Consider the following 13,097-nt stretch of genomic DNA (forward strand, 5'->3'; position numbering starts at 1 on the left):
CCTTATGGCTACCACTTCACTTGACCTGGCCAAGGTCCGCAACATCGGGATCATGGCCCACATCGACGCGGGCAAGACGACCACCACCGAGCGGATCCTGTTCTACACCGGCGTCTCGTACAAGATCGGTGAGGTCCACGACGGCGCTGCCACGATGGACTGGATGGAGCAGGAGCAGGAGCGTGGCATCACGATCACGTCTGCTGCGACCACCTGTCACTGGCCGCTCGAGGACGACGACTACACGATCAACATCATCGACACCCCGGGGCACGTCGACTTCACCGTCGAGGTGGAGCGTTCCCTGCGTGTGCTCGACGGTGCCGTGACCGTGTTCGACGGCGTCGCCGGTGTCGAGCCGCAGTCCGAGACGGTGTGGCGTCAGGCCGACCGTTACGGCGTGCCGCGTATCTGCTTCGTCAACAAGCTCGACCGCACCGGCGCGGAGTTCCACCGCTGCGTCGACATGATCAAGGACCGCCTGGGCGCGCAGCCGCTGGTCATGCAGCTGCCGATCGGTGCCGAGGCCGACTTCAAGGGCGTCGTGGACCTGGTCCGCATGAAGGCGCTCGTGTGGTCCGCCGACGCGGCCAAGGGCGAGATGTACGACACCGTCGACATCCCGGCCACGCACACCGAGGCCGCCGAGGAGTGGCGCGGCAAGCTGGTCGAGGCCGTCGCGGAGAACGACGAAGAGATCATGGAGCTGTACCTGGAGGGCCAGGAGCCCACCGAGGAGCAGCTGTACGCCGCGATCCGTCGCATCACCATCGCCTCCGGCAAGTCCGAGGACACCACGGTCACCCCGGTGTTCTGCGGCACCGCGTTCAAGAACAAGGGCGTCCAGCCCCTGCTCGACGCGGTCGTGCGCTACCTCCCGACCCCGCTCGACGTCGAGGCCATCGAGGGCCACGACGTCAAGGACCCCGAGGTCGTGGTCAAGCGCAAGCCGTCCGAGGACGAGCCGCTCGCGGCCCTCGCCTTCAAGATCATGAGCGACCCGCACCTCGGCAAGCTCACCTTCGTCCGGGTGTACTCGGGCCGCCTGGAGTCCGGCACCGCCGTGCTGAACTCCGTCAAGGGCAAGAAGGAGCGCATCGGCAAGATCTACCGCATGCACGCGAACAAGCGTGAGGAGATCGCGTCGGTGGGCGCCGGTGACATCGTCGCCGTCATGGGCCTGAAGCAGACCACCACCGGTGAGACGCTGTCCGACGACAAGAGCCCGGTGATCCTGGAGTCCATGGACTTCCCGGCGCCGGTCATCCAGGTCGCCATCGAGCCCAAGTCGAAGGGTGACCAGGAGAAGCTGGGCGTCGCGATCCAGCGCCTGGCCGAGGAGGACCCGTCCTTCCAGGTTCACTCGGACGAGGAGACGGGCCAGACCATCATCGGCGGTATGGGCGAGCTGCACCTCGAGGTGCTGGTCGACCGTATGCGCCGTGAGTTCAAGGTCGAGGCCAACGTCGGCAAGCCGCAGGTCGCCTACCGTGAGACGATCCGCAAGACCGTCGAGCGCGTGGACTACACCCACAAGAAGCAGACCGGTGGTACCGGTCAGTTCGCCAAGGTGCAGATCGCGATCGAGCCCATCGAGGGCGGCGACGCCTCGTACGAGTTCGTGAACAAGGTGACCGGTGGCCGCATCCCGAAGGAGTACATTCCTTCGGTGGACGCCGGTGCGCAGGAGGCCATGCAGTTCGGCATCCTCGCCGGCTACGAGATGACGGGCGTCCGCGTCACGCTCATCGACGGTGGCTACCACGAGGTGGACTCCTCCGAGCTCGCCTTCAAGATCGCCGGTTCGCAGGCGTTCAAGGAGGCCGCGCGCAAGGCTTCGCCCGTGCTCCTCGAGCCGATGATGGCCGTCGAGGTCACCACGCCCGAGGACTACATGGGTGAGGTCATCGGCGACATCAACTCCCGCCGTGGCCAGATCCAGGCCATGGAGGAGCGGGCCGGTGCCCGCGTCGTGAAGGGCCTCGTGCCCCTTTCGGAGATGTTCGGCTACGTCGGGGACCTCCGCAGCAAGACGTCGGGTCGCGCAAGCTACTCGATGCAGTTCGACTCCTACGCCGAGGTTCCGCGGAACGTCGCCGAGGAGATCATCGCGAAGGCCAAGGGCGAGTAACGGACACCGTTCGCACGCTTTAGGCTTGACCCCGGAGCCTGCTTGGGGCATTCCGCCGGAACCCGGCGGAATGCCCCCGGCCCCGGGCTTTCCAGCAAAGATCACCTGGCGCCGATGAGTAAGGCGTACAGAACCACTCCACAGGAGGACCCCAGTGGCGAAGGCGAAGTTCGAGCGGACTAAGCCGCACGTCAACATCGGCACCATCGGTCACATCGACCACGGTAAGACGACCCTCACGGCCGCCATTACCAAGGTGCTGCATGACGCGTACCCCGAGCTGAACGAGGCCTCGGCCTTCGACCAGATCGACAAGGCTCCCGAAGAGCGCCAGCGCGGTATCACCATCTCCATCGCGCACGTCGAGTACCAGACCGAGACGCGGCACTACGCCCACGTCGACTGCCCCGGTCACGCGGACTACATCAAGAACATGATCACGGGTGCGGCGCAGATGGACGGCGCCATCCTCGTGGTCGCGGCCACCGACGGCCCGATGCCGCAGACCAAGGAGCACGTGCTCCTGGCCCGCCAGGTCGGCGTGCCGTACATCGTCGTCGCCCTGAACAAGGCCGACATGGTGGACGACGAGGAGATCCTGGAGCTCGTCGAGCTCGAGGTCCGCGAGCTGCTCTCCGAGTACGAGTTCCCGGGCGACGACCTGCCGGTCGTCAAGGTCTCGGCGCTCAAGGCCCTCGAGGGCGACAAGGAGTGGGGTCAGACCGTCCTCGACCTGATGAAGGCCGTCGACGAGAACATCCCGCAGCCCGAGCGTGACGTCGACAAGCCGTTCCTGATGCCGATCGAGGACGTCTTCACGATCACCGGTCGTGGCACCGTCGTCACCGGTCGTATCGAGCGCGGCATCCTCAAGGTCAACGAGACCGTTGACATCGTGGGCATCAAGCAGGACAAGACCACCACCACGGTCACCGGCATCGAGATGTTCCGCAAGCTGCTCGACGAGGGTCAGGCCGGTGAGAACGTCGGTCTGCTGCTCCGCGGCATCAAGCGCGAGGACGTCGAGCGCGGCCAGGTCATCATCAAGCCCGGTTCGGTCACCCCGCACACCGAGTTCGAGGCCCAGGCCTACATCCTGTCGAAGGACGAGGGTGGCCGTCACACCCCCTTCTTCAACAACTACCGTCCGCAGTTCTACTTCCGTACGACGGACGTGACCGGCGTCGTGACCCTCCCCGAGGGCACCGAGATGGTCATGCCGGGTGACAACACCGAGATGAAGGTGGAGCTCATCCAGCCCATCGCCATGGAAGAGGGCCTGAAGTTCGCCATCCGTGAGGGTGGCCGGACCGTGGGCGCCGGCCAGGTCACCAAGATCAACAAGTAAGCTCCGGCTGCTTGCTGATCCGACCTGGTAGCTCCACTGCGAGCACCTGAGAGGGCCCGCACGACTTCGGTCGTGCGGGCCCTTTCGCGTTGCCGGGAGCCGGTGGCCGGTGGTGTCCACCTTCGCGTTCTGCTTGTCACTCGATCGTGGGAAGGGTTGGCATATGCGGCCCGTGAAGTGAGGTGCGGTTCTAGTTTCGGATCATGGTCAGCTCATCCCATGAGGCCCTGCACCGGATCTTCCAGGAAGACCCGGGTCTCTTCGCCCGTGCCGTCAGAGGGCTCGGCGTTTCCTTTCCGCCGCCTGTTTCCGCTTCCCCGCTGCCCACCGACCTCACGGAGAACCGTCCGGTGGAGCGACGGGTGGACACGCTGCTGAGGATGGACACCGAGGACGGCGAGTTCGTCCTGGCAGTCGAGTCCCAGGGCAAGCGGGACCCCGGCAAGCCCGCGAGCTGGGCGTACTACCTCTCCCACCTGTACGCCAAGTACGGCATTCCCCCGGTCCTCCTCGTTGTGTGCGCGGACCGGTCCACCGCGGCCTGGGCGGCCCGACAGGTCGACATCGGCCCGCCCCAGTGGCCCTCGCTCACCCTGCGCCCTCTGGTCCTGGGGCCGGACAGCCTGCCGGTGATCGCCAGCCCCGACGAGGCCGCCCGCGACATTCCGCTCACGGTCCTGTCGGCGGCTCTGCACCGCCGGGATCCGGACGCCGATGCCATACTGAACGCGCTGGCGAAGGCACTGAAGGGCTTGTCGGCCGAGGACGAGGACACCGCGGGCACCTTCATCGAACTCACCGAACAAGGCCTCGGCAAGACGCCGGCCGCGGATCTCTGGAGGCACCTGATGGCTGTCGACCTCTCTTTCTTCCAGTCGGAGACTGCTCAGAAGCTCCGGGCGGAGGGTCGTGACGAGGGCCGTGACGAGGGCCGGGCAGAAGGCCGTGACGAGGGCCGGATCGAGGGCCGGGCGGAGGACATCCTGCGGTTGCTTCAGGGCCGGGGCGTCGAGGTGCCGGAAACGGACCGGGAACACGTCATCGGCTGCCGCGACCTGGACACCCTGGACGTCTGGTTCACCCGGGCGATCACGGCCACGTCGGCGGCGGAGGTCTTCGCGCCGGCCGGGGAGGCGGGGCCCGCGGACTGAGGGACCTCTCCTTGTTCCAGTCGCAGACCGCTCAGCGGCTTCGGGCGGAAGGCCGGGTGGAAGGCCGGGCGGCGAACATTCTGCTTCTGCTCGACCATCGGGGTGTCGAACTGTCCGACGAGGAGCGGGAGCGTGTCATGGGCTGCTCCGACTTCGACACGCTGGACCTCTGGTTCAGGCGGGCCGTCACGGCTTCCTCGGCGGACGGTGTCTTCAACAGCCAGGAGGGCTGAACAACTGCGGTAGGGGACGATCCGGGCGCAGGCTCCCATCCCGCGGGAGGCGCCGGCCTTCATCGAGCAGGTGCTGGAAGCGGCATGATCCGCAAGTCTTCTGCCGGGGACGCTTGCGAACCGGTCCGGTTCAAAAGCAGTTACCACGACGGTCCCGACGGCAACTCCTGTGCCGGGATCGCGAGAGCACCTCGTGCCGTCCACGTCCGTGACTCCAAGGACGTGGCAGCTCCTCGGCTCGCGCTCACGCCGGATGTCCGGGTGGTCTTCGGGGCGTACGCCTCGGATCGCTGACACCCCGACGGCGCCCGCTCCGCGCCTGATCGTCACCGGGAGCGGGCTGCGTCGGCGGCGGACGTGTTGGTGCCGGAGGGGGGCCGGGGGACCGCCTCGGGCCGGCGGTTTTGGAAGGCGTCCGTCACCGTCCCGGGCCCGCCGTGGCGTACAGCAGGAGGCCGGTCGCGAGAAGGACGGAAGCGGTCCAGGCGGCCGCCGTCGTACCGGCCGGGAAGAGCAGCCACCCGCCCACCTGTCCCGCGATGCCGGTCTGGGGAGGGGCGAAGAGGGTGAACGCGAGCCAGCCGGTCGGCAGGGTCCACGCGTACTGCGTCCCGCACACCGTCGCCCCGAGCCACGCTTCCGGGTGGGAGGGGTCCGTCCCCGGCCGGGGGCCGGGGACGGACCCCGCGGGAAGGCGGTCCGCGCGGGATCCTGGTGCGTGCCGGTGGTCGCGTTGCGGCACTGTCCCGGCCCTCGGTGCCGAAGGCGCCCGCGGCAACCCTGCGAACCGACACCACTCCCGCGGGAGCCCGAACGGAGCGCCGACGCACATCGGGGCGTTAGGATCATTTGTGGCGTCCCGGTCTCACATAGTGACGCAAGGGCCGTGGGCCGCTGGCCACCGTGTTCACGCAAGCGTCACACTGAAGTGTCCCGCGCGCGGCAACGGCGCCGAGCGCCATCTCTCACCGAACCGGATCAGACCGGACGTACCGGCTGCCGGGCTTCCGGTGGCAGCCGTGCCAGAAAGGGCTCCCGTGACGACGCGACCCGCCAACACCTCACTCGACCACCTCCGCGCCGAACTCGTACGCCGGAATCCGGCCGAACCCGAGTTCCACCAGGCCGCACGCGAGGTGCTGGACAGCCTCGGGCCGGCGCTCGCGGCGCGCTCCGAGTACCGGGACCCGGGGCTCGTCGAGCGGTTGATCGAGCCGGAGCGGCAGATCATCTTCCGGGTGCCGTGGCAGGACGACCAGGGCCGGGTGCACGTCAACCGCGGCTTCCGGATCGAATACAACAGCGCCCTCGGCCCGTACAAGGGCGGCCTGCGCTTCCACCCCTCCGTGAACCTGGGAATCATCAAGTTCCTCGGCTTCGAGCAGGTCTTCAAGAACGCGCTGACCGGGCTCGGCATCGGCGGCGGCAAGGGCGGCAGCGACTTCGACCCGCAGGGCCGCAGCGACACGGAGGTCATGCGCTTCTGCCAGTCCTTCATGACGGAGCTGTACCGGCACATCGGCGAGTACACCGACGTCCCGGCGGGCGACATCGGCGTCGGCGCGCGCGAGATCGGGTACCTCTTCGGCCAGTACCGGCGGATCACCAACCGCTGGGAGGGCGGCGTCCTGACCGGCAAGCGCGCCGGCTGGGGCGGCTCGCTGATCCGGCCGGAGGCGACCGGGTACGGCAACGTGCTGTTCGCCGAGGCGATGCTGCGCGAGCGCGGCGAGGACCTCGAGGGCCAGACCGCGGTCGTCTCCGGCTCGGGGAACGTCGCGATCTACACCATCCAGAAGCTGATCGCCCTCGGCGCCAACCCGGTGACCTGCTCCGACTCCAGCGGCTACGTCGTCGACGAGAAGGGCATCGACCTGGAGCTGCTCTGCCAGATCAAGGAGGTCGAGCGCGGCCGGGTGAGCACCTACGCCGAGCGGCGCGGCTCCTCCGCGCGGTTCGTGCCCGGCGGACGGGTCTGGGAGGTCCCGGCCGACATCGCCCTGCCGTCGGCCACGCAGAACGAGCTGAACGAGGACTCGGCCGCCACGCTCGTCCGCAACGGCGTGAAGGCCGTCTCGGAGGGCGCGAACATGCCCACGACACCGGAGGCGGTCCAGCTCCTCCAGCAGGCCGGAGTCGCCTTCGGCCCCGGCAAGGCGGCGAACGCGGGCGGGGTCGCGGTCAGCGCCCTGGAGATGACGCAGAACGCGTCGCGTACGACGTGGAAGGCCGACCAGGTCGAGAACGAGCTGGCCCGCATCATGACCGACATCCACCGCACCTGCGCCGAGACCGCCGAGCGCTACGGCGCCCCCGGCGACTACGTCACGGGTGCGAACATCGCCGGTTTCGAGCGGGTCGCGGACGCGGTTCTGGCGCAGGGCGTCATCTGACGGTGCCGGTGCCGGTCCTGACGCCGGTGCCGGTGCCGGTCCTGGCGGGGGAGGGCAGAAGCCCTTCCCCGCTCGGACCGGGGACTGCCCCACATGGCCCTGGTGCCCGCACGACCCGGCCGGGGAGACTCGGACCCATGCAGAAGCTCTCCCTCGACGCACTCGCCCGCGAGCACCTGGAACGCGCGGCCGCCGCCTCCACCGGCCGCAGCGCGAGCACGGTCCACGGCGGTCACGAACACACCCTGCGCCAGACCCTCCTCGCCCTGACCTCCGGAACCTCCCTCGCCGAGCACGAGAACCCCGGTGAGGCCACCCTGCTGGTGCTGCGCGGCCGGGTCCGCCTCACCAGCGGGGAGACGTCGTGGGAGGGCCGGACCGGAGACCTGATCGTCGTCCCGCCGGCCCGGCACGCCCTGGAGGCCCTGGAGGACGCGGCCGTACTCCTCACCGTCGCCAAGCAGGGCTGAGGGACAGGAGCGAGGACCGAACCCTCCCCACCACGGGAGCCGCATCGGACAATGGGACGATGTCGGCGCAGACGATCGAACCGTGAACGGGGGAGTGCGGCGTCATGGCCCGCTACATGGAGGCGCTGACCGTCGAGCGCGGCGGTTTCCGGATCAAGGTGCCGGAGTCCTGGTGGGAGTTCGACGTCCGGCCCGAGTCCCGGGACGACTCGATCCACCGGATGGTGACCGAACGCCTGCGCCGGCACCCGGAGTTGGAACCGCACCGGGACACGTACACCACGTTCCTGCGGAAGGCCGCTGCGGACGCCTGGAAGTCGGGTGCGCTGTACTGCGGTTGCATGGCGGAGAACTTCGGCGGGGACACCCCGATCACCGGCTCGGTGACGGTGTCCCTGGTCGGCGGCCGTACGGACGGGGGTGACCCGCTCCCCACCGACCCGGCCGCCGTCGCCGCCCAACTCGCCGTCAAGGAGGCCAAGAAGCCGGGTGACTCCTGGCGCAAGGTGGCGACGGTCGACATCCCGGGCGTGGGTCCGGCGGCCCGGACGTACGGCATCGAGGACATCCCCGTCCCCGGTGACGAACTCCACCGCACCGTCCGCGCGGTGCTCACCCAGACCTTCATCCCGGTCCCGGGCCAGGAGGGCAAGGTCGCCCTGGTGGCCGGCAGCAGCCAGGTCCTCGACCTCGCGGACTCCTTCTTCGACATCTTCGACGCGATCACGTCGACGTTCCGCTTCACCGACTGAGCCACGCGCCCCGGCCTGGCCTGGCCTTTCCCTCGAACTGTTGTGCCTTGTAAGTGCACGTGTGCATACGGTTGTTGGTGATGTGCGGGTGAAGTGGGACTGGGAAAGCGGCGAGGGTCTGCCGGGTATCGACGACCCTGCCGAGGTGGACGCGGCGTTTGAGCGGGGCGAGCGGCGACTTCGGGCGGTGGTGATCGGGTCGGCCTTCAACTGCTCGCCGGAGGAGGCGTCGCCCCGGATCGTCAGGAGGACGCGGCTGCCGGACCGGGATCAGCGGGGATTGGCGTTCACGGCCGCAGGCGCGGTGGTCCGTCTCAATGGAGGGTTGACGCCGGAACCGTGTACCGCGCTGCGCGTGGAGGGATTCGGTAACGTCGCCGACGACGCCATCAGGGACACGCTGACATTCGTCCCGTTCCGGTAGCTGCCCCCGTGGTTCGAGTGGTGGTGGGCATGTGTGACGGTGTGGGACACGCCGGAAGGCTGGTGGCTGCGCTCCGAGGACACCACCGGGGATGCCTGGCGAGGCCTGCGGAGGCGCGCTCGTAAGGCACCGAACGGGGCGCGAAGCCCACTCCGCGACGCTTACCCCGTACGAGGTGGACCGATGTTTCCGGCTCATTGTCAGCGGTCTCGCCGGAACCCCACCGAGCTGCTGCGGGCGAAGGCGAGGTGACACGGCAGAGCCGGTACATGCTGCGTGTGGGCGCCGCAGGGACCGGACGACGCCACTACGGAAAGCCGTGCCGACGCGCGGCCGGACCGGTCCGTCGATCACCAGGGAGACAAGAGACCGGTGAGGGGCCGACCCTCTGCAGAGGCTGGATCCATGACGGGGACGGAAGAACTCCTTATGGTGCTCGACGAAGGAATGCGTGAGTTTTTCGGTAGGTTGCCGACGAGTTGGTCGGCCGGGCCGGTGTTTCTCGGGCCGAGGCCGTGGCACGCGTTGATGCGGCATATGAGGGAGCCGTTGTCGAACCCTGTCCGGCTCCTCAGGTGCCATGAGGAGCCGGAGTGCCGGGCCTATGAATCTGCTTCCGCCCAAGGACGGAAGAGTCCCGCACAGTGGAGCTGCCGAGGACCTCTCGCGGTGGGAAACGAGGCCGGCCCCTCCGAAGAGCTGGCATGTCTGGACGCTCACCGAGTGAATGCCTCGGACCAAGGCCTCCGGGCGGATGCGGCCCCCCGGTGAACTTGTGACGCCAGGGTCGGGCGGAAGCGCGCACGCCCACGGGGGCGCCGCCGGGTTTGACCCCCGCCACCCCCGGGGTATTCTCTCCCGCCCCGATTGGCCAGTCCCGCACCCCGTATGGCAGACTAGCGGGGTTGCTCGGTCGAGTGCCGATGCTGCGCGCCTCCCGCCGGGGGGACCGGAAGCGAGTCCCACAGTACTCGTCGCCCCACGCGATACATCGAGAGATGTAGGAGCGGACGTACGGGAATCTTCCGGGAAGCGTCAGCGGGGTGCCGGCCAGGCACCCGGTGGGCCTCTCGCCCCCGCCCGCGGTTCCGGAAGGGCCCGCACTCCCACGCAGGGAAGTTCCGACAAGGGACATTCATGTCAGCGGGAGCGCGACACGCCCGACCGCGTGGGTCGGAGGAGGGGAGGGTGAGTGACAGAGCAGGACACCACCGGGTTCCGGAGCGTTACTAGAGACAGGACTACGAAGCAGCCATGGCGGGACAGAAGATCCGCATCCGGCTCAAGGCCTACGACCACGAGGTCATCGACTCCTCGGCGAAGAAGATCGTCGAGACGGTGACGCGTACTGGTGCGTCGGTCGCGGGCCCGGTGCCGCTGCCCACTGAGAAGAACGTGTACTGCGTCATCAAGTCGCCGCACAAGTACAAGGACTCGCGCGAGCACTTCGAGATGCGCACGCACAAGCGTCTGATCGACATCCTCGACCCGACCCCCAAGACCGTTGACTCTCTGATGCGACTCGACCTCCCGGCCGGTGTCGACATCGAGATCAAGCTCTGAGGCCGGTGATCTGAAGAGATGACGAAGCAGATCAAGGGCATCCTGGGCGAGAAGCTCGGCATGACGCAGGTGTGGGACGCGAACAACCGCGTCGTCCCCGTCACCGTCGTCAAGGCCGGCCCCAATGTCGTCACCCAGGTCCGCACGAACGATGTCGACGGCTACGAGTCCGTCCAGATCGCCTTCGGCGAGATCGACCCGCGCAAGGTGAACAAGCCCCTCAAGGGTCACTTCGCCAAGGCCGACGTCACCCCCCGCCGCCACCTCGTCGAGATCCGCACGGCCGACGCCGCCGAGTACACGCTCGGTCAGGAAGTCACCGCCGAGGTCTTCGAGGCCGGCATCAAGGTCGACGTGACCGGCAAGAGCAAGGGCAAGGGCTTCGCCGGTGTCATGAAGCGTCACAACTTCAAGGGCCTCGGCGCCGGACACGGCACCCAGCGCAAGCACCGCTCTCCCGGTTCCATCGGTGGCTGCGCCACCCCGGGCCGCGTGTTCAAGGGCCTCCGCATGGCCGGCCGCATGGGCAACGAGCGGGTCACCACCCAGAACCTGACCGTCCACGCCGTTGACGCGGAGAAGGGTCTGCTGCTCATCAAGGGCGCGGTTCCCGGTCCGAACGGCGGCCTCGTCCTGGTCCGCACCGCGGCCAAGGGGGCCTGAGGTAACCGATGAGCACTGTTGACATCCTTTCGCCTGCCGGCGAGAAGACCGGAAGCGTCGAGCTCCCCGCGGAGATCTTCGGCGTGGAGAAGATCAGCATCCCGCTGATCCACCAGGTCGTCGTCGCGCAGAACGCCGCTGCCCGCCAGGGCACGCACAAGACCAAGCGTCGCGGTGAGGTCCGTGGTGGCGGCAAGAAGCCGTACCGCCAGAAGGGCACCGGCCGCGCCCGCCAGGGCTCGACCCGTGCGCCGCAGTTCGCCGGCGGTGGCGTCGTCCACGGCCCGCAGCCGCGCGACTACTCGCAGCGGACCCCGAAGAAGATGAAGGCCGCGGCGCTGCGCCACGCCCTCACCGACCGGGCCCGCCACGACCGCATTCACGTCGTCACCGGCGTGATCGAGGGCGAGAACCCCTCCACGAAGGCCGCTCGGACGCTGTTCGGCAAGATCTCGGAGCGCAAGAACCTGCTCCTGGTCGTCGACCGCGCCGACGAGGCCGCGTGGCTCTCCGCCCGCAACCTGCCCCAGGTCCACATCCTGGAGCCGGGCCAGCTGAACACGTACGACGTTCTCGTCTCGGACGACGTGGTCTTCACCAAGGCCGCTTTCGAGTCCTTCGTCGCCGGCCCGAACAAGGCCAACGACAACGAAGGGAGCGAGGTCTGATGGCAGTCCGTCACCCCTCCATCGCCTCCAAGGCGGCGAAGAAGGCCAAGGCCGCACGCGTCGCCAAGGCGCGCCGCCACGCCACCGAGGGCAAGAACACCGTCGTCACCCCGGCGAGCAAGGCGTACACGGACCCCCGTGACGTCCTGATCAAGCCGGTCGTGTCGGAGAAGAGCTACGCGCTCATCGACGAGAACAAGTACACGTTCATCGTCGCTCCGGGCTCCAACAAGACGGAGATCAAGGAGGCCGTGCAGGCGGTCTTCTCGGTCAAGGTCACCGGGGTCAACACGATCAACCGCCAGGGCAAGCGCAAGCGCACCCGCACCGGCTTCGGCCAGCGCGCGGGCACCAAGCGCGCGATCGTGACCCTTGCCGAGGGCGACCGTATCGACATCTTCGGCGGTCCGACCTCCTGACGGAGGTCCGGATCGTCCGGAATCGGACGAGGACTGAGAAATGGGAATCCGCAAGTACAAGCCGACTACGCCGGGCCGTCGTGGCTCCAGCGTCGCCGACTTCGTCGAGGTCACGCGGTCCACGCCGGAGAAGTCGCTGGTCCGTCCCCTGCACAGCAAGGGCGGCCGTAACAACTCAGGTCGTGTGACCGTTCGCCACCAGGGTGGCGGACACAAGCGCGCCTACCGCGTGATCGACTTCCGTCGTCACGACAAGGACGGCGTGCCGGCGAAGGTCGCGCACATCGAGTACGACCCCAACCGCACCGCGCGCATCGCGCTGCTGCACTACGCGGACGGCGAGAAGCGCTACATCCTCGCCCCGCGCAACCTGCAGCAGGGCGACCGCGTGGAGAACGGTCCCGGGGCCGACATCAAGCCGGGCAACAACCTCGCCCTGCGCAACATCCCGGTCGGTACCACGCTGCACGCCATCGAGCTGCGTCCCGGTGGCGGTGCCAAGTTCGCCCGCTCCGCCGGCGCCTCGGTGCAACTGCTCGCGAAGGAGGGCTCCATGGCCCACCTCCGCATGCCCTCCGGTGAGATCCGCCTGGTCGACGTCCGCTGCCGCGCCACCGTCGGCGAGGTCGGCAACGCCGAGCAGAGCAACATCAACTGGGGCAAGGCCGGGCGCAAGCGCTGGCTGGGCGTCCGCCCGACCGTGCGTGGTGTGGTCATGAACCCGGTGGACCACCCGCACGGTGGTGGTGAGGGCCGTACCTCCGGTGGTCGCCACCCGGTGTCCCCGTGGGGTCAGAAGGAAGGCCGTACTCGTTCGCCCAAGAAGGCGTCGAACAAGTACATCGTCCGCCGCCGCAAGACGAACAAGAAGCGCTAGGAGCG

The 13,097-nt window shown here is 68.3% G+C and carries 15 protein-coding genes; 14 read left to right on the forward strand and 1 reads right to left on the reverse strand.

Annotation, left to right across the window (positions count from 1 at the left end; all coding sequences use genetic code 11):
* Positions 1-4 precede the first annotated feature (4 nt).
* The 5 genes from fusA to ORI94_RS23540 all read left to right on the forward strand — a co-directional run bounded on the left by fusA (position 5) and on the right by ORI94_RS23540 (position 5,157).
* On the forward strand, positions 5-2,131 hold the full coding sequence (gene fusA, locus ORI94_RS23520; protein ID WP_042165061.1) for an elongation factor G: 2,127 nt from the start codon (positions 5-7) through the stop codon (positions 2,129-2,131).
* Positions 2,132-2,285: 154 nt separating this feature from the next.
* The gene (gene tuf / locus ORI94_RS23525) at positions 2,286-3,479 is read left to right on the forward strand and encodes an elongation factor Tu (RefSeq protein WP_266078942.1); all 1,194 of its coding nucleotides are present in this window, start codon (positions 2,286-2,288) and stop codon (positions 3,477-3,479) included.
* Between the two features lie 203 nt (positions 3,480-3,682).
* Positions 3,683-4,630 carry a hypothetical protein gene (locus ORI94_RS23530; protein WP_266078944.1) on the forward strand — a complete coding sequence of 316 codons (948 nt, stop codon included), beginning with the start codon at positions 3,683-3,685 and terminating at the stop codon, positions 4,628-4,630.
* Between the two features lie 11 nt (positions 4,631-4,641).
* On the forward strand, positions 4,642-4,863 hold the full coding sequence (locus tag ORI94_RS23535; RefSeq protein ID WP_266078946.1) for a hypothetical protein: 222 nt from the start codon (positions 4,642-4,644) through the stop codon (positions 4,861-4,863).
* An 84-nt stretch (positions 4,864-4,947) separates the two neighbouring features.
* A complete protein-coding gene (locus tag ORI94_RS23540; RefSeq protein WP_266078948.1) occupies positions 4,948-5,157 on the forward strand; it encodes a DUF397 domain-containing protein in 210 nt (69 codons plus the stop codon).
* 124 nt (positions 5,158-5,281) lie between these two features.
* Here ORI94_RS23540 and ORI94_RS23545 read toward each other — a convergent pair whose 3' ends face one another.
* Entirely contained in the window at positions 5,282-5,482 is a 201-nt protein-coding gene (locus ORI94_RS23545) for a hypothetical protein (protein WP_266078950.1), read from the reverse strand.
* Positions 5,483-5,900: 418 nt separating this feature from the next.
* Between ORI94_RS23545 and gdhA the strand changes: the two genes are divergently transcribed.
* The 9 genes from gdhA to rplB all read left to right on the forward strand — a co-directional run bounded on the left by gdhA (position 5,901) and on the right by rplB (position 13,092).
* Positions 5,901-7,256, forward strand: a complete 1,356-nt coding sequence (gdhA, locus tag ORI94_RS23550) for an NADP-specific glutamate dehydrogenase (RefSeq protein ID WP_266078952.1) — start codon at positions 5,901-5,903, stop codon at positions 7,254-7,256.
* Between the two features lie 137 nt (positions 7,257-7,393).
* On the forward strand, positions 7,394-7,726 hold the full coding sequence (locus tag ORI94_RS23555) for a cupin domain-containing protein (RefSeq protein ID WP_266078954.1): 333 nt from the start codon (positions 7,394-7,396) through the stop codon (positions 7,724-7,726).
* 104 nt (positions 7,727-7,830) lie between these two features.
* Complete coding sequence (locus ORI94_RS23560; protein WP_266078956.1) at positions 7,831-8,478, forward strand: hypothetical protein; 648 nt, start codon at positions 7,831-7,833, stop codon at positions 8,476-8,478.
* An 88-nt stretch (positions 8,479-8,566) separates the two neighbouring features.
* Entirely contained in the window at positions 8,567-8,902 is a 336-nt protein-coding gene (locus tag ORI94_RS23565; RefSeq protein WP_266078958.1) for a hypothetical protein, read from the forward strand.
* A gap of 1,254 nt (positions 8,903-10,156) precedes the next feature.
* The gene (gene rpsJ / locus ORI94_RS23570) at positions 10,157-10,465 is read left to right on the forward strand and encodes a 30S ribosomal protein S10 (RefSeq protein ID WP_003948644.1); all 309 of its coding nucleotides are present in this window, start codon (positions 10,157-10,159) and stop codon (positions 10,463-10,465) included.
* 18 nt (positions 10,466-10,483) lie between these two features.
* Positions 10,484-11,128, forward strand: a complete 645-nt coding sequence (gene rplC / locus ORI94_RS23575) for a 50S ribosomal protein L3 (protein ID WP_042165083.1) — start codon at positions 10,484-10,486, stop codon at positions 11,126-11,128.
* 8 nt (positions 11,129-11,136) lie between these two features.
* The gene (gene rplD, locus ORI94_RS23580) at positions 11,137-11,796 is read left to right on the forward strand and encodes a 50S ribosomal protein L4 (protein WP_042165086.1); all 660 of its coding nucleotides are present in this window, start codon (positions 11,137-11,139) and stop codon (positions 11,794-11,796) included.
* Complete coding sequence (gene rplW / locus ORI94_RS23585; RefSeq protein ID WP_055570323.1) at positions 11,796-12,215, forward strand: 50S ribosomal protein L23; 420 nt, start codon at positions 11,796-11,798, stop codon at positions 12,213-12,215. Before rplD ends, rplW begins: the two co-directional genes overlap by 1 nt.
* Before the next feature lie 40 nt (positions 12,216-12,255).
* On the forward strand, positions 12,256-13,092 hold the full coding sequence (gene rplB / locus ORI94_RS23590) for a 50S ribosomal protein L2 (protein WP_257851099.1): 837 nt from the start codon (positions 12,256-12,258) through the stop codon (positions 13,090-13,092).
* Positions 13,093-13,097 lie beyond the last annotated feature (5 nt).

The sequence above is a fragment of the Streptomyces sp. NEAU-W12 genome (assembly GCF_026242095.1).
Classification (GTDB): Bacteria; Actinomycetota; Actinomycetes; order Streptomycetales; family Streptomycetaceae; genus Streptomyces.